The 25,646-nt window shown below is 67.5% G+C and carries 21 protein-coding genes and 1 tRNA gene; 2 read left to right on the forward strand and 20 right to left on the reverse strand.

Annotated elements, in window-relative coordinates; translation table 11 throughout:
- Window positions 1–419 precede the first annotated feature (419 nt).
- The 5 genes from thrC to PYR72_RS16800 form a co-directional block, all read right to left on the reverse strand.
- Window positions 420–1,478 (reverse strand): threonine synthase, encoded by a 1,059-nt coding sequence (thrC, locus tag PYR72_RS16780; protein ID WP_059083611.1) that lies wholly within the window; start codon window positions 1,476–1,478, stop codon window positions 420–422.
- 6 nt (window positions 1,479–1,484) lie between these two features.
- Window positions 1,485–2,783 carry a homoserine dehydrogenase gene (locus PYR72_RS16785; protein WP_275460431.1) on the reverse strand — a complete coding sequence of 433 codons (1,299 nt, stop codon included), beginning with the start codon at window positions 2,781–2,783 and terminating at the stop codon, window positions 1,485–1,487.
- Window positions 2,784–3,228: 445 nt separating this feature from the next.
- Window positions 3,229–4,620: a diaminopimelate decarboxylase gene (lysA, locus tag PYR72_RS16790; RefSeq protein WP_275456090.1), complete on the reverse strand. Its 1,392-nt coding sequence runs from the start codon at window positions 4,618–4,620 to the stop codon at window positions 3,229–3,231.
- Between the two features lie 132 nt (window positions 4,621–4,752).
- Window positions 4,753–5,907: an ArgS-related anticodon-binding protein NrtL gene (gene nrtL / locus PYR72_RS16795; RefSeq protein ID WP_275456091.1), complete on the reverse strand. Its 1,155-nt coding sequence runs from the start codon at window positions 5,905–5,907 to the stop codon at window positions 4,753–4,755.
- Between the two features lie 194 nt (window positions 5,908–6,101).
- A complete protein-coding gene (locus PYR72_RS16800) occupies window positions 6,102–6,620 on the reverse strand; it encodes a response regulator (RefSeq protein WP_275456092.1) in 519 nt (172 codons plus the stop codon).
- A 173-nt stretch (window positions 6,621–6,793) separates the two neighbouring features.
- Here PYR72_RS16800 and PYR72_RS16805 point away from each other — a divergent pair.
- Window positions 6,794–6,865, forward strand: a tRNA-Arg gene (locus PYR72_RS16805).
- A 229-nt stretch (window positions 6,866–7,094) separates the two neighbouring features.
- Here the strand turns inward: PYR72_RS16805 and PYR72_RS16810 are convergent.
- From PYR72_RS16810 to PYR72_RS16880, 15 genes are all read right to left on the reverse strand, one after another.
- On the reverse strand, window positions 7,095–8,501 hold the full coding sequence (locus PYR72_RS16810; RefSeq protein WP_275456093.1) for a tyrosine-type recombinase/integrase: 1,407 nt from the start codon (window positions 8,499–8,501) through the stop codon (window positions 7,095–7,097).
- Window positions 8,498–8,668 carry a helix-turn-helix domain-containing protein gene (locus tag PYR72_RS16815; RefSeq protein WP_005480293.1) on the reverse strand — a complete coding sequence of 57 codons (171 nt, stop codon included), beginning with the start codon at window positions 8,666–8,668 and terminating at the stop codon, window positions 8,498–8,500. The genes PYR72_RS16810 and PYR72_RS16815 overlap by 4 nt, the downstream gene beginning before the upstream one ends.
- Window positions 8,668–10,032: a replication initiator gene (locus PYR72_RS16820; protein ID WP_275456094.1), complete on the reverse strand. Its 1,365-nt coding sequence runs from the start codon at window positions 10,030–10,032 to the stop codon at window positions 8,668–8,670. Before PYR72_RS16820 ends, PYR72_RS16815 begins: the two co-directional genes overlap by 1 nt.
- A 120-nt stretch (window positions 10,033–10,152) precedes the next feature.
- Window positions 10,153–10,461 carry a SpdD-like protein gene (locus tag PYR72_RS16825; protein ID WP_275456095.1) on the reverse strand — a complete coding sequence of 103 codons (309 nt, stop codon included), beginning with the start codon at window positions 10,459–10,461 and terminating at the stop codon, window positions 10,153–10,155.
- 20 nt (window positions 10,462–10,481) lie between these two features.
- Complete coding sequence (locus PYR72_RS16830) at window positions 10,482–10,637, reverse strand: hypothetical protein (RefSeq protein WP_005476066.1); 156 nt, start codon at window positions 10,635–10,637, stop codon at window positions 10,482–10,484.
- A gap of 20 nt (window positions 10,638–10,657) precedes the next feature.
- Entirely contained in the window at window positions 10,658–10,837 is a 180-nt protein-coding gene (locus PYR72_RS16835; protein ID WP_275456096.1) for a mobile element transfer protein, read from the reverse strand.
- A 16-nt stretch (window positions 10,838–10,853) separates the two neighbouring features.
- Window positions 10,854–11,603 carry a DUF2637 domain-containing protein gene (locus tag PYR72_RS16840; protein ID WP_275456097.1) on the reverse strand — a complete coding sequence of 250 codons (750 nt, stop codon included), beginning with the start codon at window positions 11,601–11,603 and terminating at the stop codon, window positions 10,854–10,856.
- An 85-nt stretch (window positions 11,604–11,688) separates the two neighbouring features.
- Window positions 11,689–13,056 carry an FtsK/SpoIIIE domain-containing protein gene (locus PYR72_RS16845; RefSeq protein ID WP_275456098.1) on the reverse strand — a complete coding sequence of 456 codons (1,368 nt, stop codon included), beginning with the start codon at window positions 13,054–13,056 and terminating at the stop codon, window positions 11,689–11,691.
- A gap of 5 nt (window positions 13,057–13,061) precedes the next feature.
- Window positions 13,062–13,409, reverse strand: coding sequence for a hypothetical protein (locus PYR72_RS16850; RefSeq protein ID WP_060880825.1), 348 nt, complete (start codon window positions 13,407–13,409; stop codon window positions 13,062–13,064).
- A gap of 185 nt (window positions 13,410–13,594) precedes the next feature.
- Window positions 13,595–14,416 (reverse strand): integrase, encoded by an 822-nt coding sequence (locus tag PYR72_RS16855; RefSeq protein WP_275456099.1) that lies wholly within the window; start codon window positions 14,414–14,416, stop codon window positions 13,595–13,597.
- Complete coding sequence (locus tag PYR72_RS16860; protein ID WP_275456100.1) at window positions 14,413–15,267, reverse strand: sigma factor-like helix-turn-helix DNA-binding protein; 855 nt, start codon at window positions 15,265–15,267, stop codon at window positions 14,413–14,415. Before PYR72_RS16860 ends, PYR72_RS16855 begins: the two co-directional genes overlap by 4 nt.
- 175 nt (window positions 15,268–15,442) lie before the next feature.
- On the reverse strand, window positions 15,443–15,832 hold the full coding sequence (locus PYR72_RS16865; RefSeq protein WP_275456101.1) for an ATP-binding protein: 390 nt from the start codon (window positions 15,830–15,832) through the stop codon (window positions 15,443–15,445).
- Window positions 15,833–15,925: 93 nt separating this feature from the next.
- On the reverse strand, window positions 15,926–16,777 hold the full coding sequence (locus tag PYR72_RS16870; protein ID WP_275456102.1) for a helix-turn-helix transcriptional regulator: 852 nt from the start codon (window positions 16,775–16,777) through the stop codon (window positions 15,926–15,928).
- A gap of 454 nt (window positions 16,778–17,231) precedes the next feature.
- On the reverse strand, window positions 17,232–17,729 hold the full coding sequence (locus PYR72_RS16875) for a hypothetical protein (RefSeq protein ID WP_275456103.1): 498 nt from the start codon (window positions 17,727–17,729) through the stop codon (window positions 17,232–17,234).
- Between the two features lie 511 nt (window positions 17,730–18,240).
- Window positions 18,241–18,789, reverse strand: a complete 549-nt coding sequence (locus PYR72_RS16880; protein ID WP_275456104.1) for a hypothetical protein — start codon at window positions 18,787–18,789, stop codon at window positions 18,241–18,243.
- Window positions 18,790–22,576: 3,787 nt separating this feature from the next.
- Between PYR72_RS16880 and PYR72_RS16885 the strand changes: the two genes are divergently transcribed.
- Window positions 22,577–25,339, forward strand: a complete 2,763-nt coding sequence (locus PYR72_RS16885) for a tetratricopeptide repeat protein (RefSeq protein ID WP_275456105.1) — start codon at window positions 22,577–22,579, stop codon at window positions 25,337–25,339.
- Window positions 25,340–25,646: the final 307 nt, after the last annotated feature.

Raw genomic sequence — 25,646 nt, forward strand, 5'->3', positions numbered from 1 at the left:
ACGATTGTCGAATGACATTCGATGCGTACGTGAGGACCCTGCGGCCGTTCAGGACGGCACGGCGCCGCACCCCAGGGGGGCATATGCGGCGGGCGGGTTCACTACAGCCTATCGAAGGAAGGTTCTGTGGCGACATAGGGCGCACAAGAGGCGCACGATGCGTGTCGTAAGCCCCCTGTGCACCCCCTGTCGGGTCCTGTCAGGGTTATCCCCCGGGAATCGCCGTCTACGCGCGACTCCCAGGTCTTTCGGAAGGCTGGGCAAGAGGATACGCGAGCGGTCGGCCTGTGGTCGGGCGAGCGCCGGCCTGTGGTCGCGTAAGCCTCGGTCCGCGGTCGCGTAAGCCTCGGTCCGCGGTCGCCCGGGCGTCGGCGTACGGCGACGTACGGCGACGTACGGCGACGTACGGCGACGTACGGTCAGGCGAGACCGAGGCGTTCGGCCGCCGTCGCCGCGTCGACCGGGACGGTGACGGGCTGCGGGGCACCCGCTACGGCCCAGTCGGGGTCCTTGAGGCCGTTGCCGGTGACCGTGCAGACGATCGTCTGGCCCGGGTCGACCTTGCCGAGTTCCGCGGCCTTCAGCAGACCGGCCACCGAGGCGGCGGAGGCGGGCTCCACGAAGACGCCCTCCTGCGCGGCCAACAGCCGGTAGGCGCGCAGGATCTCACGGTCCGTCACCTCGTCGATGAGGCCGCCCGACTCGTCCCGCGCGGCCAGGGCGTAGTTCCAGGACGCGGGGTTGCCGATACGGATCGCGGTGGCGATCGTCGACGGGTCCTTGACGACCTCGCCGCGCACGATGGGCGCGGAACCGGACGCCTGGAATCCCCACATGCGCGGGGTCCTGGACGCGATCCCGTCGGCGGCGTACTCCGTGTAGCCCTTCCAGTACGCCGTGATGTTGCCCGCGTTGCCCACCGGCAGGACGTGGATGTCGGGGGCCTCGCCGAGCATGTCCACGATCTCGAACGCGGCGGTCTTCTGGCCCTCGATACGCACCGGGTTCACCGAATTGACCAGCGCCACCGGGTAGTTGTCGCTCAGTTCACGCGCCAGGGTGAGGCAGTCGTCGAAGTTGCCGTCGACCTGGAGGATCTTCGCGCCGTGCACGAGGGCCTGGCCCATCTTGCCCAGCGCGATCTTCCCGCGCGGGACGAGCACGGCGGAGACCATGCCCGCGCGGACCGCGTAGGCGGCCGCGGAGGCGGAGGTGTTGCCCGTGGAGGCACAGATGACCGCCTTGGCGCCCTCCTCCTTCGCCCGCGTGATGGCCATGGTCATGCCCCGGTCCTTGAAGGACCCGGTCGGGTTGGCACCCTCGACCTTGAGGTGGACCTCGCAGCCCGTGCGCTCGGAGAGCACCTGCGCGGGTACGAGGGGCGTGCCGCCCTCGCGGAGCGTCACGACCGGCGTGCTGTCGGAGACGGGCAGCCGGTCCCGGTACTCCTCGATGATTCCGCGCCACTGGTGGGTCATTGCTGGTTACTCTCCTTCAACCCGCATGATGCTGGCGACACCCCGCACGGTGTCGAGGTTGCGCAGCGCCTCGACGGTCCCGCTGAGGGAGGCGTCCGAGGCGCGATGGGTCACGACGACGAGAGAGGCCTCGCCACCGCCGTCTTGCCGTCCTTGCTGCCGCACCGTATCGATCGACACCCCGTGCTCCGAGAACACGGTCGCCACCTGGGCGAGAACGCCCGGTTTGTCGGCCACGTCGAGGCTGATGTGGTAGCGGGTGGTCACGTCGCCCATCGGCGAGACCGGCAGGGCTGCGTACGCGGACTCACCGGGTCCGGTGGCGCCCGCGAGCCGGTTGCGGCACACGGCCACGAGGTCGCCGAGCACGGCGGAGGCGGTGGGGGCACCGCCCGCGCCCGGCCCGTAGAACATCAGCTGCCCGGCGGCGTCGGACTCCACGAACACGGCGTTGTAGGCGCCGCGCACGGAGGCCAGGGGGTGGGTCAGCGGGATCATCGCGGGGTGCACGCGCGCCGTGACGGAGCCACCGTCCGCGGCCCGCTCGCAGATGGCGAGCAGCTTGATGGTGCAGCCCATGTTCTTGGCGGAGGCGAAGTCGGCCGAGGTCACCTCGGTCATGCCCTCGCGGTACACGTCGTCGAGCCGTACGCGCGAGTGGAAGGCGATACCGGCGAGGATCGCGGCCTTGGCGGCGGCGTCGAACCCCTCGACGTCGGCGGTCGGGTCGGCTTCGGCATATCCGAGGGCGGTGGCCTCGTCGAGGGCCTCCTGATACCCGGCGCCCGTGGAATCCATCTTGTCGAGGATGAAATTGGTGGTGCCGTTGACGATGCCCATCACCCGGTTGATCTTGTCGCCGGCGAGGGACTCGCGCAGCGGCCGGATCAGCGGGATGGCGCCGGCGACGGCGGCCTCGTAGTAGAGGTCCTTGCCGGCCTCACCGGCGGCGGCGTGCAGCGCGGCACCGTCCTGGGCGAGGAGCGCCTTGTTGGCGGAGACGACGGAGGCTCCGTGCTCGAACGCGGTGGTGATGAGGGTGCGGGCGGGCTCGATCCCGCCGATGACCTCGACGACGACGTCGATGTCCCCCCGTTTGACCAGGGCGGTCGCGTCGGTGGTGACGAGCGCCGGGTCGATGCCCGCGCGCACCCGCGAGGGCCGGCGTACCGCCACGCCCGCGAGCTCGACCGGGGCGCCGATACGGGCGGCGAGGTCGTCGGCGTGCGTCGTCATGATGCGCGCCACCTCTGAGCCGACGACCCCACAGCCCAGCAGCGCCACCTTCAGCGGACGCGTACGCATCATCCGACCTCGTTTCCTCACATACCGACATACCGAATACGGTGGAACCAGTCTCACTCACCGGACGGGAGTTTCTATCCTTCGTCCGGATCGTGAGACATCTATTTCATTTTCACCGGGCCTGAAGACGGAGATCTTTCGGCCCGGGTTTGGTGATGTTCTTTTGTCGTGCGGTGCGGTGCAGTCCGGTCCGGTCCGGTGTGACGTGGTGCCGTGCGATGCCGGGCGCGTGGCGTGGGGGTGCGTCGCCCGGCGCGCAGGTGTGCGGATGCGGGCACCGCCCGCCCCGCGCGCGGATCGGCGGACCACTCGAACCGGCGCGCGGAGCGTACGAACGGCGCATGGACCGCCCGAACCGCGCACGGAGCACGTGCACCGCGTACGGAGCACGTACACCGCGTACGGAGCACGTGCACCGCGTACGTACCAGCGGCCGCGGTGTAAATCATCCGACATCGAGACGCAGCAGATCCTCCTCCGTCTCCCGGCGGACGATGACGCGGGCCTGTCCATCATTGACGGCGACGACCGGCGGCCGCAGCACGTGGTTGTAATTGCTCGCCATCGAACGGCAGTACGCGCCCGTCGCCGGAACCGCGATCAGGTCACCCGGTGCCAGGTCCGCCGGCAGGAACGCGTCCCGCACCACGATGTCACCGCTCTCGCAGTGCTTGCCGACCACGCGCGCGAGCATCGGCTCGGCCTCGGAGGTCCGCGACACCAGCGCGACGCTGTACTCGGCGTCGTACAGCGCGGTCCGGATGTTGTCGGACATGCCACCGTCCACGGAGACGTACGTCCGCAGCCCGTCCAGCGGCTTGATGGTGCCGACCTCGTACAGCGTGAACGCGGTGGGGCCGACGATGGCGCGCCCCGGCTCGACGGAGATCCGCGGGGTCCGGAGCCGGGCGGCGTCGCACTCCCGGTTGACGATCTCGGTCAGGGCCTTGGCGATCTCGTGGGGCTCGCGGGGGTCGTCGGCGCTGGTGTAGGCGATGCCGAGCCCGCCGCCGAGGTCGATCTCGGGCAGCTCGACGCCGTGCTCGTCCCGGATGTCCCTGAGCAGTCCGACGACACGGTGGGCGGCGACCTCGAACCCTGAGGTGTCGAAGATCTGGGACCCGATGTGGGAGTGGATCCCGATGAGTTCGAGCCCGTCCAGCTTGAGCGCCCGCCGCACGGCCTCCGCGGCCTGTCCGCCGGCGAGCGGGATCCCGAACTTCTGGTCCTCGTGGGCGGTGGCGATGAACTCGTGCGTGTGAGCCTCGACGCCCACGGTGACGCGGATCTGCACCCGCTGCCGCCGGCCGAGCGACTGGGCGATGTGCGCGACCCGCACGATCTCCTGGAAGGAGTCGAGCACGATACGGCCGACGCCGGCCTCGACGGCACGGTGGATCTCGTCGGTGGACTTGTTGTTGCCGTGGAAGGCGATGCGGTCGGCGGGCATGCCGGCGGAGAGCGCGGTCGCCAGCTCACCACCCGAGCAGACGTCGAGGTTGAGCCCCTCCTCGTGCAGCCAGCGCACGACGGCCCGGGACAGGAACGCCTTCCCCGCGTAGAACACGTCGGCGTCCTGCCCGAAGGCCGTACGCCAGGCGCGCGCCCGCGCCCGGAAGTCGGCCTCGTCGACGAAGTACGCCGGCGTACCGAACTCCTCCGCGAGTGCCTTCACATCGATCCCGCCGACGCTGACGACTCCGTCGTCGGCCCGGGTCACGGTCTGCGCCCACACCTTGGGGTCCAGCGCGTTCAGGTCGGCGGGCGGGGCGGCGTAGTGCCCCTCGGGAAGCACGTCGGCGTGACGGGGGCCGGCGGGGTGTGCGGAACGGCTCATGTCTGTACGGCTTTCTGTGAACTCTGGTGTGGCTGCGGGGCGGGGCCGGCGACCGGGGCTCGGCCTGGGCCGGACGGGGCCGGGTCCGGGCGTGGACCACGGCTACGACGGCTTTCGGCTCCGCGGGCCCGCTCAGAGGTAGGCGGGTGCGTCGATGCCGAGCAGGGACAGGCCGCCGGCCAGCACCGTCCCGGTGGCTTCGGCAAGCGCCAGCCGGGCCCGGTGGGCGGCCGAGGGTTTCTCGTCGCCGCGCGGCAGCACCGTGTGCTGAAAGGCGAGCAGGGCGTCGGCGAGGACGACCAGGTGCCGGGCCAGCCGATCGGGAGCGCGGAGGGTGGCGGCTCGGGTGAGGGTGGAGGGGTAGGTGGTGAGGGCGGTGAGGAGGGGGGCGGACGGGTCGGCGGTGTGCTGAGTGGCGGAGGGGTGGGGGTGGGACTCGGCCGGGGCGTAGGGGATGCCGAGGGGGCCCGGGGAGGACGTGAAACCGAGGGCCGCGGCGTTGCGGGTGAGCGCGCGGACACGGGCGTGGGCGTAACGGACCCGGAAGAGGGGGTTTCCCGCCCGCTGCGCGAGGAGGTCCGCGGTGATCCGGGGGCGGTCGTGGGCGGCCGGATGCAGGAGGGCCCAGCGGAGGGCGTCGGGGCCGAGGGGGGTGGGGTCCTCGGGGGCGGGGACGGGACGGAGGTCGATGGGACCGTCGGACCCGTCGGGGCTGTCGGGGCCGCCGGGGTTGTCGGGGCCATCGGGGCCCCCGTTGGCGCTTTGGCCGGCGACGGCGATGTGCTGGGGCCGAATGTGATCGACCTCGACGCGACCGCCCTGGCTGGCGACGATCCGCACGAGGGCGTCTGCGACGACTTCCGCCCGGATGTCGTACGGGATGCGCAGCCGGAGGACCTGCCCGGCGAGGGTGTCGCTGTGCCCGTAGGGAAGGAAGCCGGTCGCCTCCGTCCCCTCCGTCCCCTCCGTCCCCAGGATGCGACGCACAAGCGTGGTGGTGGCGGCCCGGTCGAGGTAGATGTTGAGGAACCCGGGGCCGGTGATCTCGACGGCGGCGACGCCTTCGGTGCTGCTGAGATGGGGCCGCAGTATCTCGGCGACCTGCAACGGCGGCCGCCCGGCGGGCCGGGCCAGCTGCAGCGCGATGTTCGTCGCGTAGTCCCCGCTGCCTCCCGGCCCGGGCGGGGTCACCACGGCACGTGCGGGTACGGCGACGCTCAGCTCCCCGTCCTCCACAGCACGACGCACCGCGCGCAGCACGGTACGGGAGAGCTCGACGGGGGTCACGGGACAAGCGTAGGGGAGGAGGGGGGTGGGTATGCGAGCCGGTTTGGCCCGTGGTCCGGGATGTGGACAGGGCTGGGGCGACCTGCGGCGGACCCGCCCCGATCGGAGAGGAGCATCGAGAGGCGCGGGGGGCGGACCATCAGATATGACGACGGCCCCTCACCCTGTACTCAGCCCCAGCCCCAGACTCAGACTCAGGTACCGGTGCGGCCGGCGCGCTCCGGCCACTCGCTGTGCCCGGTGTGCCCGGTGTGCTCGGTCCCGCCGAGCGGGACGCCGGCGGGGGCGGGGCCGTCGACGCCGATCCCGTACGACACGTCCTCGCCGTCAGCGGACCTCGCCTGCTCCATCAACTGCCGCACGAGGGCGACGAGTTCGGCCGGTTCGAAAGGCTTGGCGAGGAAGGCGTCGACGCCGACGTCGAGCCCGGCCTCGACCTCGTACTGCGAACAGGCGCTGACGATGGCGAGGGGAAGGCGTCGCGTCCGGGCGTCACCACGCAGCCGGGCGGCGGTACGGAGGCCGTCGAGCCGGGGCATGGCCACGTCGAGGGTGATGAGGTCGGGCCGCACCTGATGAACGACGTCCAGGCACTCGGCACCATCGGCCGCGGTCACCACCTCGAAGCCCTCCAGCTCGAGGTTGACCCTGATCAGCTGCCGGATGACCTTGTTGTCGTCTACAACAAGGACCCGGCCGGACACGCCTGGCACAACTCGAGAGTAGGTCCGCCCGCACCGCCGCGTCCGGGTTTTCCCCACTTCCACCCCCTGCGGGCGACCTCCCCCAGCTCAACCCCGCCCTCGGCCCACCGGAAACCGTTCATGATCTCCCCCGGAGAGCTGGTAGGGTTCTACCCGTCGCCGCCGAACAAGGCGCCCGACACGCCCCCGTAGCTCAGGGGATAGAGCAACGGCCTCCGGAGCCGTGTGCGCAGGTTCGAATCCTGCCGGGGGCACCTTGCATGAGGTGCCCAAAGACCCCGCCATCAGCGCTTTCGCTGAGGACGGGGTCTTCGCGTATGTGCAGCCGTGTGCCGCTCGGAGCGGCCGTATGTCGGGTGCTGTGGACTATGTGTGGACTGGCCGCAGGGCACGAATCCGCAGGTGGGGCCAGGGAAACGACGAGGCCCCCGGACCGTAGTCCAGGGGCCATCATGCCGCAGGTGTGCGTGAGGAGTGCGTGGATCAGAGCCCGGCGCCGGACCCGTCCTCCTGGTCGTCATCCTCGCCGAGGAGTTCGGCGATCCGCCGATTGGCGACGTCCTGCCGACCGTCGAGGCACTTGGCGTACCGGCTCAGGAGCACTTCAACGCTGTTGCCCGCGCGCTCCGCGACCTCGGTGGGGTCCACACCAGCGTTGAGCCAGGAGGAGAGCGCCGCGTGCCGCAGGTCGTACGGGCGGGCAGCCAGCGGCGAGGCTACCTGTTCCGGCGTGAGCGCCAGGTGCCGAGCCTCGTCCCAGACACGCCAGTACGTGGTGGAGGCGACCACTCCCCCGCGCTCATTGGCGAACAGCCGGCCGTCCTTGGCCGTACCGAACTCCTTGATGTGCGCGAGCAGGATGCGGACAAGGCGGGGCGGAATCGGAACGACGCGGGTCTCGTTCGCGGGCCGGTTCTTGAGCCCGCGGTTGTCGTGCACCTCCCCTGTGCCGGTCCAACGCTTGCCGACGGTGGGACGGCTCCTCTCCAGGATCAGCGAGCCCCACCCGGCGTCCGGCAGCATGCAGTCCGGACGACGCAGCGCCACCGCTTCCGCCGGCCGAAGCCCACCGAAGTACATGCAGGCGAAAAGCGCGACCAGGCGGCGCCCACGTGCCCGACGATAGCCACCGACGTATGAGACAGCGCCCAGGAGTTCAGCAGCCTGCCGAGGGTTCACCACGACTCGGCGGTCTACCTCCTTGGTTACCTTCGGCAGCTTCCACTTCACGAGCGTGACCGGGTTCTCCGGAAGCTCGCCCAACTCGACCGCATAGGCCAGGGCGTTGAACAGGACGGCTCGCTTGCGCCGCACCGTCTCAGCTGCGGCCGAGGCCCCGGACAACGTGAGCTTGAGCGAGTCGAGGACGCTGCGGATGTCTGTCGCATTCTTGAGCGTGGCCAGCGACAACGAGGCTTTGGCGACCCAGCGGAGGGCATTGGCGATGTCTACCGGCGGCGCTTCCACGTCCGGGGCCTGGACGACGAAGGCCCAGCCGCGCAGCGCACGCCGCAACACATCGTCTGCCGGACGACCGGGCCGGTCGTCCAGGAGCTGAGTGGTGACGAGCGTCATCGTCTCGTTCAGGCTGTCTCGCGAGTTCGGGGCAGCATGCGGCCACTTCATGGCGACGTACGCCCGCGCGAAGTCGTACCAGGAGAGGGACTCTTTGACCGGTGCCATGGAGTCCGGCAGCCCGGTTTCCGTATCGAATGCCTCGCCCTTTTGCGCAGCCCGAAGCAGCTTCGCGCGGAAGTTGTCGGCGAGTGCCTTCGTTCGGAAGGTCTCGGAGAACGGCGGGACATCGCCGACCTTCCATCGCACGTCGTAGGACGGCGTCTTGTACGGCCGCTTACGGATGCTCCACACCTTCACGTCATGCGACTTCACGCCGCCTCCCCGAGTCCGTGAAGCCACGCGGTGAAGTCACTGCGCCAGAAGCGGAGTTCACCGTTCGGGAGCTTGATCGCTTCCGGAGCCTGTCCCAGCTCACGCCAGCGGTAGAAGGTGCGGCGGGAGATTCCACCCAGCTCGGTGAGGACCTGCGGGACAGTCATCAGTTCGTCTCGTCGGCGATCCACGCCGAGTCTCCTTCCGTGTCGGGGACAGCGGGTCGCCGTGAGGTGGCGAACCAGGTCTCAGCAGCGGTCAGACCAGTGCCGGCGAAGCGCCAGTGCGAGAGGACGAGCACGGTGTCCGGGTCAGGCATCGGGCGGCCCGCTTCGGCGGCGCGGGCGCGGGTGAGGGCTTCGTTGTGGTCGGCGCGTTCCTGGCGGAGGGCGCCGAGGGTGACGGAGTAGGCGCGGGACTTGGTGGAGAAGTGGCCGCGGAAGCCGAGCATGTGGGCCCACTTGCGCAGGCGCAGGTCTTCGAGTTCGGGGCGGGCGCCGAGGTGCCAGCAGGTGAGGATCAGCTGTCGGGCGTGGTCGGTGACGCCGGAGCCGATCAGGTCGGTGATCGGGTTGCGGATCGGGCGGTCGAGGGTGCCGGCCGTCTCGGCGCCCTTGGTCGCGTACTTCGCGATGTACGAGGCGACGGCGCGGCTGGAGAGTTCCGAGGTGCCCGCGAAGTCGGCCGAGCGGATGGGGCGGATGTCGAGCTGTTTGCCGAGGCGGAAGGTGTGGGCGTGTCCGTCGAGGACCGGGCCGGGGGTTTCGGCGAGGCGGGCCGCCGTGCGGATGGTGTCGGTGAGGAGTTCGGTCGTGGCCCACGGCGGTGGGGTGTCCTCGGCGCCCTCCGGGCCGTCGAGGCGGATCACGGCGTGGAAGTGGACGGCGCCGCGCCGCTGGTACTCGGCGACCTTGGCGTACGACACCTTGAGGGAGTCACGGAGTTCCGAGCGGGTGAGGCCCGCGCGGGAGGCGAGTTGCTGGCGCAGGTAGGTAGTGAAGCGGGCCCAGAGGGCACCTGCGTGTGCGTTCCAGAGGACGGCAGCGCGGTAGTCGTACCGGTCGGGGTCGAGCGGGGTGCCCAGGGCGGAGTCGTCCTCCGGGTGGGCGCGGCCGCAGCGGCACCGGCCGCCGGTGGGGCGGTTGTGGACGGGGCCGAAGGAGGGGGCGGTGAAGGTAGCGAAGACGCGGGGGTGTTGGGCGACGGCAGGGCCGATGCCCTTGCCGCCGCTCAGTCCGGCCGTGACGAGGTGGAACGTGTCCTTGCGGTACACCTCGGCGCAGGCGGCGCACCGGGTGGCCCGGCGGTTGTTGCAACGGATGAGGAGTTGTCCGGCCGGAAGGTCGGTATCGGCAATCTCGCGGACGATCTCTCCCGTGGCTGCGTGGACGTCGAGGCGGTGGCCTTCCATTCGGACGGGCCGCTCGCAGCCGCCGAGATGTTGGATCTGTCGGGCGTAGGCGCCGAGGTCGCCGTGTCGGGCGAGGCTTGCGAGGTGGCGGATGGCTCCGAGGGGAGCCAGGGGACGCATGTGCGGGTTCCTCCTTGCATCCTTGCAGGGGTTCAGGTGTGACGGGCCCAGCCTTTCTGTCGAGGGGGCTAGACAGTGTGGGTAGGGGTGGGCCCGTGGAGCTGTCGCGTCAGAGGTGGGTCAGCGGTGGGTCAGGAGAGAGCGGATGACGACGGCGCACACGGCGACCGAGGCGGCCGTGACGGCGACGGCGAGGAGCATGGAGACGAGGACGGCGCCGACGACCAGGACCACGGCGGTGCCGCCGCCGACGAGGGCGAGCGCGGTGCCGGGGGTGAGCTGGACTGCGGGGCGGGACGGGGCCGGAGTGGCAGGGACCGGTTGCGGGGTCAGGGCCGCCGGGGTGACGGCGCCGGTCGGCTCGACGAGGACGGGCGGGGTGACCAGGCCGGTCGGCTGAGGCATGGTCGGGATCTTCGGCCGGAGCATGGACGGATCTCCTTTCTCGTTTACTTGACGAGGGAGTTGATGACGGGGGCCAGCAGGCTGTCGGCGATGAGGTAGCCGCCGAGGAGCAGCACGGTGATGAGCCACCAGGGCGGGCGGATGAGCTTGACGCCCAGGACCCCGACGCAGAGCAGGGCGAGCCAGAGCGGAACGTCCATGGAGTTGGTCTCCTGTCAGGTCAGGCCGGGCAGCGGTGGGTACGGGCGGCGAGTTCGGCGGCGGCGCGGGAGTCGTACTCGGCGGAGAAGTCGCAGCGGGGCGCGGTGCAGGCGGCCAGGTGGCGGTGCTTGCCGCGTTCGATGTAGGAGGCGACGTTCACGGGGCCGATACGGCGGACGTTGCGGAAGCGCCGGTTCATGGCGGGCTCCTCTTTCTCAGAGGTGGGCGGCGACGGATGCGGTCATGGACGGGGGCAGGCCGAGTCGGGCACGTACGGCGTCGGGGTCGGCCGGGTGGCCAGTGGCCGAGTGGTGTTCGTCGGCCAGGGCACGGACGCGGTCGACGAGGGCGGGAGGCAGCGCGACGGCGGGTACGGGTGTCGGGGCCCGGTCGAGGGTGAGGTCAACCGGTTCGGCCGTTGTGGCCAGCTCCTTGGTCGTGGGCTCAGGAGCGGGCGTGGGGGCCGGGACTGTCGACGGTTCCGGGAGCGCGTCTCGGTCTGCCAGGTCGACAGCGGCCGGAGCGGAGTGCGGTTCGTCGTGCTGGCCCTCCGTCGACAGGGCCGGGACTACTGGAAATTCCTGGGGATGGTTGGGGGCGTGGGCGAGGAGCGTGCCGCCGAAGAAGGCGACGGCCGGCCAACCCGCGACCACGACCCGGAGCCAGGCGGGGACGTGGTCGAGGTCGAGGAGCCCCGCGGTGGCGACGTTGGCGCCGAGGGATGCGGCGAGGGCGACGAGGAACCACAGGCGTGGGCCCCCGGCCGGTTGTCCGGCCCGCTGTTGTTCGCGCATCTTCCGCCAGGCGGCGACCAGGAGGAGGTCAACGCTGATGGGGTAGGCCCATGCCTTCCAGCCGCCTTGCCCGGCCGCTTCGGCGAGGTCGTGGAGGTGGGAGAAGGACAGGGCGCCCGCGATGACGGCTTGGATGATCACGGCGTCCAGGCGGGTCAGTTGGGCGCGCATCGGCTCGTCTCCTTCCAATTTCGGGCATGGAGGGGTAAGGACCTTGGCGTGAGGCGGTCACGCCGACCGGGGAGGGGCGTTGCGGCTACTCGGTGACCGGCCGAGCGGCGGGTGCGGCAGCGGAGGACGGCGCCGACTTGGTGCGCTTCATCGCGACGGCGGGCCGGAAGTTGGCGAGCCGGGGCAGGTCCGGGACGAGGCCGGAGGTGTCGCGGCAGATGGCCGCCGCTTCGTCGAGGGTGAGGTGGGGCGAGCGGACGCGGCACCAGCCGCCGGAGGAGTCGCCGACGACCGCGATCCCGGGCCGGACGGCCGGAATGGACGTGGCGGCGAGGGCCGCTTCGGGAGCGATGTCGGCGAGCGCCATGTTCGCCGAGGTCTCGTCGTTGACGCGATGGCAGACACGGCCGGTGAGCTGGGCGCGGAGCATGGTGGCGCCCTTGCCGAGTTCAGAGCCGAAGCGCTGCCCGCAGACTTCCAGGTAGATGCCGGCCGCGCGGCCGAGCTGGGCGAGGCGAATGAGCTTGGTGACCATGGCATCGCGTCGCTTCTCGTCGTCGCGGCTGGCGGCGAGGAAGAGTTCCGCGACCTCGTCGACGACGACCACGACCGGCACCGGACGCACCTCGTCCGGCAGCCCCCATACGTCGGAGGTGAGCACGGTGTCCGGCCCGGCCACGCTCGACAGGCCGATGAGCCGGAACCGTGCCTCCATCTCCTCCAGGAGGGCGTCAAGGATGTCGTTGGCACGGTCCGAGGTGTCGGCGAGGGCCGAGAGTCGGGGCGCGAACGGCGCCAGTTCGACACCCCACTTGCAGTCGATGCCGACGAGGGCGACGGGTTGCCGGGCCAGCCCGCACAGCAGGTTGCGCAGGTAGACAGACTTGCCGGACTGCGTGGCGCCGAGGATCAGTTCGTGCGGCACGGTGCGGAAGTCCCGTACGTGCCAGTGACCGTCTTCCCGCAGGGCCAGCGGGAGGGTGAGCGGACCACTCCCCCGCCAGCGGCGGGCGGGACGTACGTCGGAGAGCACGTCCCAGCCGATCAGGCGCAGTTCGAGCCGTCCCGGCTTGGTGGGGCGGATGTGCACGGCATGAGCGCCCCAAGCGTGCCGTAGCCGGTCGGCCGAGGCTGTGAAGTCCTCGGGTGCCTGCCCGGCCGCCATACGCAACTGCATCACGAGGCCGGACCCGGTAGGACGTGGAAGTGACCGCCGGGGCGGCACCGGGGCCGCTTCCCGCCCGATCATCCGGGCCGTGGCCCGACGGACGGCCGAAGCCGGAACCGTCAGGCCGCAGGCGTCCATGGTCGCCCGGTACGAGGCGAGCACGCGCAGGGCGATGACCGGGTACCCGACGAGCCACCAGAACAGGACCGGCGTCCGCCGACGCATCACGAACAGCGCGGCCAGTGCCAGCAGCACCAGGATCAGTGTCCAGACGGAATCGGTCATGGCGCTCAGCCCTGCACCGAAGCCGGAGCGTTGACCATAACGGCGTCGGCCCGGTAGGCGATGCCGTGGCGGGCACGGCCGCCGAACTCGCTCTCCCAGGGCCGGGCCACCAGGCCGGACAGGACGACCGGGGCACCCATGACCAGACCCTCACCGATGCCGGGCTCCGGCACCGTCACCTTGATCATGTCGGAACCGCCCGACGCGATGAACACCAGCTCCAGCACCATGAGCCGGGCGTTGGTCACCGGGTCCATGGCGATCTCACCGGTCTGACGGTCCTTCACCTTGGTCTCAGGCAGCTTGGTGACCAGCAGCGTCGCGGCGGAAGTGTCGACGGGGATGACACGCATTCTTCGAACCTCACTTGGTTGGTGGCGCCTCTCTCGACGCCGATCCGGCCTGGATACCCCCCTAGACAGCAGGAAGGTGACCCCGCCCGAACTGTCTAGGGGGGTTGACGCCAACAGTAACCCGACGATCCATCAACTGTCTAGGGGGGTATACGAGGAGAGCTCCGACCGGGACCCGAACGGTTCTACGCCAGCACCCAGTGAAGGGCCGTCGCATCGTCCTGAGCCTTGCCGCGCGGCCAACGCCGACCGTGAGGATCCCCAACCTCAGCATCCCGGACCATGCGGATCAACTCGTCCGGCCCTGACGTGTTGAGCAAGTCCAACACCGTTGCCCAGTCGGCGAGTTCGAACCGGTCGACCAGTCGCGTGGCCCCGTCGCTCAGGAGACTCACGGAGTTGAGGGAGTCGAGCGGCACGGACCCGGTCAGTGCGTGCCCAGCCGCCCGGGGGTCGGGGCCGGCGATCCAGAAACCGCCCGGCCGGTTACGCAGACCGGTCAGCGCGTCGCGGTACTCGGCCAGTGCGGCAGCGTGCTCGGGTGAGCCGGTGGGATGCGCGTCGACCGGGCCCCGAAGAGACTTGCCGACCTCGTCCAAGCGCCGGTCAGTGACGACCGCGCAGCCCCCGCCCTTCTCGTCGAGCAGCAGGGAGGAGTCACCTAGGACGAGGTACTCCAGTTCCTTGTCACAGGCCCGGACGGCCACGACCGTGCTGGTGGGACTGGCCCGGTAGGTCAGGTCACAGCTGTCGCCGTGCAGGGCGCGAACCGAGGCGATGGAGTCGGCCAAGCAGTCAGCGAGGGAGCGGCCCGGATCCGCGGTGATGGATCGCAGCAACAGCGCGCCCAGGGTCCCGGAGAACCACGCGATGCTGTGCACGCATCCGGTCTCCGCCCCCGCCACCCCGGCGCCGTCGAGGAGGACGGCGGCACCGGGAGCGACGGCGGCGAAGTCCTCGTTCTCCTGGCCTGGTTCGGAGGGGAGGGAGCCGAGGGCGACTCTCACGCCCCGGTCTCCTCGTCGTGCAGGTACAGCGGGCAGACCAGCTCTACGGACTGCGGTTCGCTGGTCTCCGGGTCGTACTCGACTCCGACCAGCGTGGAGAACCGGCGATCACCGACCTGCCCCCACAGGGCATTGAGGTCCGACGCCAGCAACTGCACCGCCCCGAGGGAGCCTTGGGTGTGGATGCCAGCGATGGCGAGCACCGACCCCTTGCCGTCCGGGCGGGGCAGCCGGCCGAGGTACCCCACGTCGTGCGGGCGAGCCGGATCACCGTCCTGCCCGGAACGGTGAACGGTGCCGGTGCGCCGGTCCAGCAGCGTCCAGGGTTCGCCGTCCTCGTGCTGCCAACTGAGAACCGGGTCCTGGGCGTACAGTTCGCGCATGTCCTCGGACATGCCCGGACCGCAGACGACGATCAGACCGTCTCGGTTGAGGTTGACTTCACCGCTCACGAGCACGTTGCCGGTAGCGACATCGAGGCTGTACGACTTCGCCAAGTCCTCAAGACGCTTGCCCGAGTTCATGTCGTCCATGGCGACGACCGTGCGCTTCTTCACGTCGTCCACGCGCCGCAGCGGAGTGATCACCGTGACGATACCCGCGCCGAAGAAGGCACCTTCGGGGGCCGGGCCAGTGTGGCGGATCTGGTGAATCCGGCCACGGCTCAGACCAGCCTTCTCGGCGATCTGCGCGTACGAGAGCCCTTGCGCGTGGAGATCCTGAACCACGCGCCGGCGAAGCCGCGCCAGCTCTGTCACCTCCTGCTGAGCGTCCGCCAACCGGGTCGTGACCTCACGCAGGAGCAGGTACGGATCATCAATCGACATGATCCGCCGCAACTCGTCCGACATGCCTTCACCTCCTAGGACTCCCCCGAAGTCTAGGCCCCTAGACAGAAAAGGTGGAAGCAGGCGGCCCGAGAGAGCGCCGATCACGTAGAAACCGGATCTGCGCCGAGGTACACCCCGAGGGCTCACCCGCCACCACCGACGCGACAGCGGACAGCAGGAGCCCCGCCAACTCCCATCAGGCGCCGCCCCCGACCAGGTCGGCCCACACAGTGCGCCCGCTCGGGACATCCTTCACGCCCCAATCCTTTGCGCAGGCCGAGACGAGCCACAAGCCGCGACCGCCGGCGTCTTGACTGACCACGTCGCACATTTCGGGGACGTTGTCGCCGCCCTGGTCGACCACTTCGAGTCGCACGCCGTCCGCCCGGAAGCCGACGACCACGAGGAACCAACCGCCTGCCGAACCGCTGAGGGAATGCCGGACGGCGTTGGTCGCGAGTTCGCTCACGACCAGGACCGCGTCATCGGCGACGCCCCATTCCTGGAGGAGGGCGGCGACGAAGTGACGGGCTTCGGCTACCTGGTCCGGCAGTCCGGGGAAGGCGCGGCACCACTTGGTGAACATGGGAAGACTCCTTGTCTAGAGGGCTAGACAGCACAGGAGGCAGAGTATTCCCCGACTAGACCGCCAACCAAGGCATCTAGAGGAATTATTCCTCTATGGAGTGACGGTGTCCGCCAGGTCGCGATACTCCTTCATCACCCGCAACAGCAGTTCTCGCACCTCACCACCGAAGACGGCCGCGCCGTCGAAGGAACCGAACACTTCCTCGTACGAGGCGACTTCATCCGCCTCATGCGAGACCCGCTCATCCTGGAACGCCTCCACCACGACGGCACCCCGGTCGCACAGGGTGAAGCCATGCCGGGGCATGAGTGGTACCGGCCGATCCCATGGGATCACTCCGAGCCGCACGGTGGTCAGGCTCTCGACAGCGAGCAGACGGTCAAGCTGGGCGAGCATGAGCGACGGGCTTCCGGGCCAGGTCCTCAACACACCCTCAGTGACGACGAATACGGACTCACGGCCCGGCTCGTAGAGAACGCTCTGCCGCTCCACACGGGCAGCGACTGCACGGCCGACGGACTCGGGGTCAGCATCGGGAGCACTCGCGAAGACGTGACGGGCGTACTCGGCACTCTGAAGCATGGCCGGCAGCACCACACACTGAAACGACCGCACGACCCGGGCCCCGCGGATCGCACCATCCAGAACGGCACCGGGAAGCGCATCCGGCTCGGACTGCGGAGCCGTGTCAACTGCCGCTTCCACAGCGGCCAGGAGCTCCCGCACCTCACCCGAGGTCGACTCATCGAGCCCCAGGGCCCGGGAGAGCCGGTCGAGAACATCGAAGCTGGGAACCATCCGCCCGGTCTCGACCTTGGACACGGTTGGTTGCCCAACACCGGCTCGCTGCGCCAGAACAGCACCCGTCAGACCGGCATCCGCCCGCAGAACACGCAGACGCGCCCCAAGCGCAGCCATCCGCTCCCGCCGCTCACTCCCCATACCCAGGGTTCTACACCACGAGGGCCCAGCATCCAGCGCAGGAGCACGACCAAGATCAACAAGCCGCCAGTAGCGCGTGATTCAAACTTTCTCTACTGGTTCAAGGCCCGCGCACGGCGCGGGCGCGCGCCGCCTCTGCGGCGCGGCCTGCCTCCTGTCTGCGCCCCGGCTGGCCGCGCCCGGCGGCGCGCTGACGAGCTGTGGGCATGAGGTGGGGAGAGACCCTCAGTGGCTGGGGCGGTCGGCTCCCACGTGCGTCGATGGCCACTGATCCAGAGATAGCGTCCGTGTCTTTCGCGTGCCCTATTGGGCGGAGTATCGCGGGAAATCGCGGCGTACCGTCCACATCTGCCGAGGTCAGCATCCGGGCAGCTCAGGCGCGACCGGCACACGCGATCTTCGAAACTGGTGATGTTTTGGGATCGTCGAACCCTGCATCAACAGCGTGAAGCAATTATGAGGGATCCGCAGGGTTCGGGGGAAGAGAAGGACGCGGAACGATGAATTGATCAATGTCGACTCCCTGCGTTTTAAGGTGCTCTTCCGCCCGGTCAGCGAGACGGCGGTAGTGCGGCCACGTGGGAACGCCTGACCAAAATGCATCTCGATGCTGAATAAATGGAACAGCAGCATACTTCGTCCTGGTCAGCGAGGGGGCCCAAAGGTCAAGAATTTCGCCCTCCTTCACGTACTTCTTATGACAGTACAGCCCTGCGACGTCGAACGCCGCCAAAGCCCGATTCGCGCTTGCGTAGTCGGCTGCGTCAAGGTCTTCCACACGGCTACCTTGCGCGTACAGCTCAAACAGAACGCGCCTGCCGTTTTGCAGCTCAGGGCTAATTAGCAACTCGTGGAGCTTTAGAAAATTGTCTCGCTGGTCTTTACGTCGACTCAAGAAAAGCGAGACCAGGCTAAGCGTTACGGCGATAGCCGAGATGATGATTGCCGCCATGGAACATCCTTATCTCGCAACACTTCTTGTGTCTACATGACCTTGCTCTACCACTCCCGGTCGTGGGGCTGTCAGGAGGTGGGTGAACTCCCAGAATGAGTGTCGGTGCGTGCCGCATCGTGTCAGACCTTGTGCCCAACGCGGTCAACGACGGCCCCTCTCCAGCTGAGATATGTCGACCGCCGACCCTGCGGACGCCTCACGCCCTACAGACGTCCCACTCGCAGAGCCAGCAGGCCCCAGGCAATCGTCACCCCCCTACGCCATCGCCCTCCCTGGCCGTCCTCGGGCCGTGGAAGAGCGCTCAACGATGACCAACGTCGACAACTGCCGACAGCTCAGCAGCAGGTCAGGGCGTTGATCGATTAGGCAGCCGCAGGTCACAGCCGCCGATGATCAGTTGTGCGTGTGATGGTAAGCAGCCAGGCCGAACAGCGAGGTCAGCCACACTGCTAGGAGGTCTAATGTCTCCGACATGACGACCCAGGGATCCTTGCAGCTTGCCAGGTGGTCAGAAATCGAAGACCCGCTTGGATTTGGACGGGAGGTCATCCCGCGTGCCCTCGTACATACCCAACCCGTCGCATCCGGGGCACCGTCGCATGCTTCCCACATTCTCGTCTGGGCCGTCAGGGACGAATACTTTAGTAGTCCCTTCGCAGTCGTCGCACTCGAACCAAATCTCTTCGAGTTCGTCGGAATCCATGTCGAGCATCACGCAATCGTGGCAGACTTCGGCTCGATATTTCCCGTCATAGATATTCTTCCCGTATTCAGGATCGAAAAGGCTTCGCGCCTTTTCTTCATCGAAAGGCTCGCCGCATCTGGCGCATTTCTTCACGCGCGGCATGCTACCGGTCCACGTGACCGGCTGACAGGCCATCGGCTGAGTGCTGTCCCGCGCGTGTGCCAGGCACTGGGGGGTGTGTCCGCGTCTTCTGAGCGCCAGGTACCCAGGGATGCCCGCCCACGAGAAAGCGGTCGTGCCACAGGCGTGCCAGATCGTGCGGGAAACCACGGGGAACACCGCGGAAGCAACGGACGCGCCGATGGTCGGCAACGCACTTCCGCAGCAGGTCAGGCCCGCAACGAGCCATAGATCACCTCAGCTTGCCAAGCTGAGGGCTCAGGCTTCGTCGTCACGTGCCGGCCGTCACGGCTTGCTCTGGTCGACGACGTAGCAACGTGGCTGAGGCCGGTGGGGGTGCAACGAGACATACGCGCGCGTGGTCGGTCGGCGCACCCGCCGTATTGGTTGACTGTCGTCGGCTGAGGTTCGTACGCGGCGCATCGAGGTGCTGGCCGTCAGCCGGAGGCGGCATAGCTGGGCCGTCCCTGGACCGTCCAAGGCCGCTCACCAGTGGCCAATGACGACCAACGACGACCACCAGGCGCACGAGTCCATCACCCCTGACCAGCAAAAACCCAGCTCACCAAGATCCCCGGCAAGACACAGGGCAAGAAGAAGCCGAGGCCACAACAGCAATCGGTCAGCCAGGACGGCTCGTTGCTACACAGCACCGACACAGTCGGGTCGCAGAGACGCTGCTTCCGTCTGCCGCGACCTCTGGACCGCCGGTGCAGCAGGCGGTGGCTCTGTAATATGAGCCCTTGTCCTGCATCAGGGGGAAGATGTGGTCTTACGCCGCATGTTGCGCGATACACATCCTGCTGTCTTTGCAGAAATCAGCGCCGTTGAACCCGCAGCCGTTGATCGAGATACCCTCACTACCGGCAGCGGCCGGACGGTCCTCTGGTCCTGCGGCACGTGTGGCCATCAATGGCGCGGTCGAGTAGTCGATCGGACGAAAGCGGGCGGTCGCGGCTGCTCACAGTGCCGGCGGACGGCATCACAAGGGGCCTGGCAGACGCCGCCGCCTGGCACATCCCTACAAGACCGCTTCCCAGAGATCGCGGCAGAGCTCACTGCAATCGACGGCCACCCAGGACGCACCGCATCCGACATCCACGCCAGCTCGAACAAGATGTGCCAATGGCACTGCGGACAATGCGGCATCCAGTGGAGCACGACACCAAACGCCCGAATCCGCTCAGGCAGCGGCTGCGCGCAATGCCGACGGGCATCCTGGCAGACGCCGCCGCCTGGCGCATCCCTACAAGACCGCTTCCCAGAGATCGCGGCAGAGCTCACTGCAATCGACGGCCACCCAGGACGCACCGCATCCGACATCCACGCCAGCTCGAACAAGATGTGCCAATGGCACTGCGGACAATGCGGCAGCCAGTGGAGCACGACACCAAATGCCCGAGTCCGCAGAGGGGCAGGTAGTGGGTGTCCGAAATGCGGACGGCTACGGACAATTAATGCGCGCAGGATAGCGCATCCGGGCACGTCACTGGCAGATCTGCACCCTGAACTGGCCCTAGAATTCGTCGCCAATCTAGAGAACGAACTCACTGCTTCACAGCTCAAGCCGCACAGCAATTATAAATGTCGCTGGCGCTGCCGCTCCTGTAGCAACGAATGGGTAGCTGTTCCACAGAATCGCGTGTCCGGAAAAACGGGATGCCCCGCCTGCTTTGCAGCAAGACGCGGAAGCTGGAGACGTAGCCCAAAGAGCACCTCTCTGACCGCACACGATGTACTCGGTCAGATCGCCTCGGAGTTCGTCAACAATGAGACAACTCCCGATCATGATCTAACCATGCTCAGACCAGGATCTGCCGATAAGTGCACATGGTTGTGCTCAACTTGCGGGCACACCTGGATAGCTTCTGTCGCCTCTCGCGTCGCCTCCCACAGGAACCGAAGCGGATCCGGGTGCCGTAAATGCTATGATCGTCGAATTGCCGCACGGCGCAGAACACCCAAAGAAGGGGAGTCGCTAAAGGAACGTTACCCACAGATTAGTCAATCTTTCATGGAAAATCTAACGACGCCAGGAAATGGCCCCGAACGTCTGCGCATCCGTAGCAATGACCGATGTCTCTGGCGATGCAATCACGGGCACGAGTGGGAAGCTAACGTCCTGTCCCGGACCTATGGCTCCGGATGCCCCAAGTGCACCTCAGCAGGCAGGTCCCGTTTCGAACTTGAAGTGCAGTCTCTACTGATAGCAGCAACGAGAACCGACGTAGTATGCGACTACGTCGTAGAGCATGTACGCGGCCTATCAGGGCGCCGCCCCCGAGTGGATCTCTTCGTCCCGGCAGTTCGGCTCTACGTGGACCTAGACCCATTCCACACACACAGCACGAATAGGCACAGAGAAAAGGACGCCAGGAAGTGCACGCTTCTCTGTGATTTGGACTATGTGCGGGTTCGCGCCCAGGGCCTCCCCGCCATTCCAGGGGATCACGTAGAAGTTATTGACAGCACCAAGGATGGCATCAACCCGTGGACTTGGGCGCAATCCCTTCGCCCCATATTAATCGCTCGCGGCTTGCCATTCGAACCTCTCAATAAGGAAGAAAGAGGCATAGCCCTCGGACAGGCCGCAGACGCTTGGGCTGCAATTAAGGGGCGGGTAAGGTTTGAATCCGTCGCTGAGCGGAATTCCGACCTTCTAATCGAATTCAGGAAAAATCTCACCCGCCCCGAGTACGACCTAAGCTTGTGCTCTCCTTCCTCCTTCGATGTAGCGCAATGGCAGTGCATCAAATGCGGAAACACCTGGGAAACGATGATCCGCAACAGGGCCATCAGTGGTTCCGGTTGTCACGCATGCCATCGGCAAGGCATCAACAAGAACAATGTCGCACGCTCGATGGCACCGCCTGGCGAGTCACTTGCAGAGCTGTTCCCTGACATTGCCGCTAGGTTCATCCGTTGCTTGAAGAATCCGAGTCGCACCCCAGGCAACCTCCGCATAAAGAGCAATCTGAAGTGCGAGTGGTCCTGCCACACGGGCAAGCACACCTTTACCGCACCAGTCTTTTCGGTAGTGAACGGCACAAAGCGCAGGTGCTGCAAATAGGAGCTCGCGTGACTATGCCATGTCTCCCTCGTCGGCGATGCTGCTTCCTCGCGACCGTCGAAGAAGCCGTGGTACCGGCGATGGATGAGCTCAGGCGAGCTGCCAACCCACCGGGCTACCTCTGCGATAGAGACTCCAGCGTTCAGCCATCGCGTAATGCAGGCGTGTCGCAGGTCGTCGACGAGTTCGCCCGGCGGACCTCTGAGGAGCCGGAACAACTCCCGTTCTGACATCCACATCTGACATCAACGATGCCGGACGGGGGCGTACACCAGCATCCTTGTCCGGCCGTCGCACCAGTCGCCAACAGCAGCTGAAGCGGGCTCGGATCGAACTCCTAAAGCGGGTGTCGCAGGTTCGAATCCTGTCCTCAACCCACCAACCGGGCCATAGGTGCCCCAAGCTTCCCAAGCTGAGGTGTGGTCGCCTGGGATCCTGTCCCACTTCCGGTTGTTGTCGTTCCGCGTGAAGTCTGGTGTGCCAACATGAGCTGATTCTTCGTGAGTTCGCTGTACGAATCGGGGTAGCTGTGCAGGCTGCGGTGCGGTGGCTGGTGGCGGTGGCGAGTTCGGTCGTGGCCTTTCTCGTCGTGGCGGTGCCGTGGGCGGTGCTGTCGGACGGAGGCAACGATCCGTGGGACGTGATCGGTCCGGTGGCCGGCGTGGTCGCGGCGGGGGTACTGGCCGCGCTGGGCTGGTGGGCGTCCCAGGCTGGTGGGAGCGGAATGCGTCGGGTCCGGCAGGCGGCACGTGGCCATGGTGGTATCCGGCAGACAGGCGGCAGTCATGGCGTGGGGCCTGGGGCGCCAGGTGGTGCGGTGCGTGAGGACGTTCGGCAGAGGGCCCGCAGTGACGGCAGCGGCGATATCGACCAAGTGGGCGGTAACCGCGCCTGAGACAGGGAGCTTTGATGGACAGTGCGGGGGATCGTCGCATCCGGCAGCAGGTGCGAGCGCAGGGGAATGTCAACCAGGTCGCGGGGGATGTGCACGTGTATCTCCCATCAGTGCCGAAGCGGTCGGTGCAGTGGCCAGTACGGGTGGGGAGTGTGCCGCGGCTAGCGGCGGCGTTCCAGCCGCGTACGGCGGTGCGAGAAAGAGTCCAAGAGGCGCATTCCAGGGACAGTGAGGTCGTACTGTCGGGGAACGGCGGGGTAGGCAAGAGCCAGCTCGCGGCGTCCCTGGCGCGAGAGATGCGGGACCGGGAACGTTCCGACGGAACGGGTCTTGATGTTCTGGTGTGGGCGAAGGCAACCGACCCTGACCAAATCATCACCGCCTACGCGGAGGCGGCCGAACAGCTGGGGCTTGCCGGAGTTGCCGCAGACGACAGCACTGCGGCGGCGCGAGTGTTTTTGCGATGGCTCGCGGCAACGCAGCGGCAGTGGCTGGTAGTGCTGGACGGCATCACCGACCCGGAGGTCATCAAGGCATGGTGGCCAGACAGCGGAGCCCGTAACGGTTGGGTGTTGGCCACCACCAGGCGCGACGACGCCCAATTCAGCGGTCAGGGTCGCTCCCTCATCCGGCTCGGCCTCTACAGTCAGGAAGAGGCCCGCGCCTATCTGCGCCGCCGTCTCACCGACGCTGGCTACCCCCACCTCCACGACTCCAACCAGGCTGACGAACTCACAGCGGAACTTGGCCACCTCCCGCTCGCCCTCGGCCACGCCGCCGCCTACCTCATCAACAAACGCCGCACGATGACGGACTACCTCACTCTCCTGCGCGGCACCGGCAGCAGGTTGGGCGAGTTGCTCCCGCCGAGCGCGGACACCGAAGGCTACGGCCGCCCCGTCACCACCGCCCTGCTGCTTTCGCTCGACGCCGTCGTGGACACCGATACCACCCGCCTCGCCCGGCCCTTGCTTCACCTTCTCTCCCTTGCGGACCCCCTCGGCCACCCCGTCGACCTCTGGACCACACCACCCGCCCTCCACCACCTGCGCAGCGCCCGCCCCGCGCAACGTCGCTGGCTGCGTCGACATCACCTGGCCGTCACCGAGCAAGAAGTCCGCAGCGCCCTGGAATGTCTGCGTACCTACGCCCTCATCACCCAGGACACCGATACCGCGCCCGTCCGGATGCACGCGCTGACCGCCCGTGCCGTCCGCGAGATCATCCCGCCTCGCTCCCTGCCCACTGCCGCTCGTGCCGCGGCGGACGCGATCAGCAGTCTGTGGCCCGTCCTTGAGCACGAGAACCGGGAATTGTCGGCCATCTTGCGAGCCAACACGGTTCACCTTGATCACCACACCAACCCGACTCTGTGGCAGCCCACAACCCACCCGTGTATTCATGAAATCAGCAGCAGCCTCAGGAAAGCGGGTCTCTACCAGCAGGCGACCGAGTACGACGAGGGAATCGTTCGACGCAGCATCGACATCCACGGCACCAACCACCCCAGCACCCTCACCAGCCACCACCATCTCGCCGTGTCCTACCTGGCTGCCGGGCGCGCCCAAGACGCCCTTGATCTCGCAGAGAAGGTCTTGTCCGACAGCGAACGCATCCACGGCCTCGACCATCCCAACACCCTCACCGCCCGCAACAACCTCGCGAACTCCCACGAAGCCGCCGGAAACTCACAGAGGGCCCTTGGCCTCGCCAAAAAGGTTGTGGCCGACAGCGAACGCATCCACGGCGCCAACCACCCCGACACCCTCACCGCCCGCCACAACCTTGCCAACTCCCACCAAGCCGCCGGAAACCCACAGAAGGCCCTTAGCCTCGCCGAAAAGGTCCTGATCGATCGTGAGCGCATTCTCGGCCTCGACCACCCCGACACCCTCACCGCCCGCCACAACGTCGCCGGCTTCTACCTGGCCGCGGGACACCCACAGAAGGCCCTTGACCTCGCCGAAAAGGTCCTGATCGATCGTGAGCGCATTCTCGGCCTCGACCACCCCGACACCCTCACCGCCCGCCACAACGTGGCCAGCTTCCACCTGGCCGCCGGACACCCACAGAAGGCCCTCAACCTCGCCAAAAATGTCCTGGCCGACAGCGAACGCATCCACGGCACAAACCACCCCGACACCCTCACCGCCCGCGGAAACCTCGCCAACTCTTACCGGGCTGCCGGACATCCACAGATAGCCCTCAACCTCGCCGAAGAGGTCCTGGCCGACAGCGAACGCATCCTCGGCCTCGATCACCCTTACACCCTCAGCATCCGCGGAAACCTCGCCAACTCTTATTGGGCTGCCGGGCAAGAGCAAGAAGCATTCGATCTCACGGAAAAGGTAGTGGCCGACAGCGAACGCATCCACGGCACCGACCACCCCGAGACCCTCATGGCCCGCGGAAACCTCGCAAACTACTACCTGGCTACCGGACACCCACAGAAAGCCCTCAACCTCGCCGAAAAGGTCCTGGCCGACAGCGAACGCATCCATGACATCGACCACCCCGACACCCTCAGTGCCCGCTACAACTTGGCGATCTCCTACCTGGCTACCGGACAACCGCTGAAGGCCCTCCATCTCGCCGAGAAGGTTGTGGCCGACAGCGAACGGATCCGCGGCACCGACCACCCCAAGACCCTCACCGCCCGCAACGGCCTCGCTCACGCCCGCGAAGCTGTAGAAGCCCTACGGCGAACAGATACAGCAACGCCAGCGACAGCCGCCGCTCCCCAGCCCCCACCAGCCCCTCCCGAGCCACCGGTATGACCCTCACTGACCAATCCATGCCGAACCAACCTCGCAGGCCACACGTCACGGTCAGCTCTAGATCGAAAGCATCAGGCGCTGGTCAGCTGCCCGCGGACTATTTGTGGACTGACCGCAGCCAACTGAGCATCCACAGAGCGCTCACCAGCGACTTTCCCTGAGAGTGAATGGGCCTCCGGAGCCGTGTGCGCAGGTTCGAATCCTGCCGGGGGCACTTCGCTTCAGCCAGCACGATGATGCGGTTGAGTAGCGCAGGTGCCATGCATGAAGAGCGGGAACCAGTCTCACTGGGGCCCGCTCTTTGTCG

Origin of the sequence: Streptomyces sp. VNUA24 (genome assembly GCF_029167005.1) — a bacterium.
Classification (GTDB): domain Bacteria; phylum Actinomycetota; class Actinomycetes; order Streptomycetales; family Streptomycetaceae; genus Streptomyces; species Streptomyces scabiei.

Bases quoted from the DNA above. Each gene is read 5' to 3' on its own strand.
- thrC (WP_059083611.1), bottom strand. From the start codon at position 1,478: ATGACCCACCAGTGGCGCGGAATCATCGAGGAGTACCGGGACCGGCTG.
- PYR72_RS16785 (WP_275460431.1), bottom strand. From the start codon at position 2,783: ATGCGTACGCGTCCGCTGAAGGTGGCGCTGCTGGGCTGTGGGGTCGTC.
- lysA (WP_275456090.1), bottom strand. From the start codon at position 4,620: ATGAGCCGTTCCGCACACCCCGCCGGCCCCCGTCACGCCGACGTGCTT.
- PYR72_RS16815 (WP_005480293.1), bottom strand. From the start codon at position 8,668: ATGACTGTCCCGCAGGTCCTCACCGAGCTGGGTGGAATCTCCCGCCGC.
- PYR72_RS16820 (WP_275456094.1), bottom strand. From the start codon at position 10,032: ATGCGTCCCCTGGCTCCCCTCGGAGCCATCCGCCACCTCGCAAGCCTC.
- PYR72_RS16825 (WP_275456095.1), bottom strand. From the start codon at position 10,461: ATGCTCCGGCCGAAGATCCCGACCATGCCTCAGCCGACCGGCCTGGTC.
- PYR72_RS16830 (WP_005476066.1), bottom strand. From the start codon at position 10,637: ATGGACGTTCCGCTCTGGCTCGCCCTGCTCTGCGTCGGGGTCCTGGGC.
- PYR72_RS16835 (WP_275456096.1), bottom strand. From the start codon at position 10,837: ATGAACCGGCGCTTCCGCAACGTCCGCCGTATCGGCCCCGTGAACGTC.
- PYR72_RS16840 (WP_275456097.1), bottom strand. From the start codon at position 11,603: ATGCGCGCCCAACTGACCCGCCTGGACGCCGTGATCATCCAAGCCGTC.
- PYR72_RS16845 (WP_275456098.1), bottom strand. From the start codon at position 13,056: ATGACCGATTCCGTCTGGACACTGATCCTGGTGCTGCTGGCACTGGCC.
- PYR72_RS16850 (WP_060880825.1), bottom strand. From the start codon at position 13,409: ATGCGTGTCATCCCCGTCGACACTTCCGCCGCGACGCTGCTGGTCACC.
- PYR72_RS16860 (WP_275456100.1), bottom strand. From the start codon at position 15,267: ATGTCGGACGAGTTGCGGCGGATCATGTCGATTGATGATCCGTACCTG.
- PYR72_RS16865 (WP_275456101.1), bottom strand. From the start codon at position 15,832: ATGTTCACCAAGTGGTGCCGCGCCTTCCCCGGACTGCCGGACCAGGTA.
- PYR72_RS16870 (WP_275456102.1), bottom strand. From the start codon at position 16,777: ATGGGGAGTGAGCGGCGGGAGCGGATGGCTGCGCTTGGGGCGCGTCTG.
- PYR72_RS16875 (WP_275456103.1), bottom strand. From the start codon at position 17,729: ATGGCGGCAATCATCATCTCGGCTATCGCCGTAACGCTTAGCCTGGTC.
- PYR72_RS16885 (WP_275456105.1), top strand. From the start codon at position 22,577: ATGGACAGTGCGGGGGATCGTCGCATCCGGCAGCAGGTGCGAGCGCAG.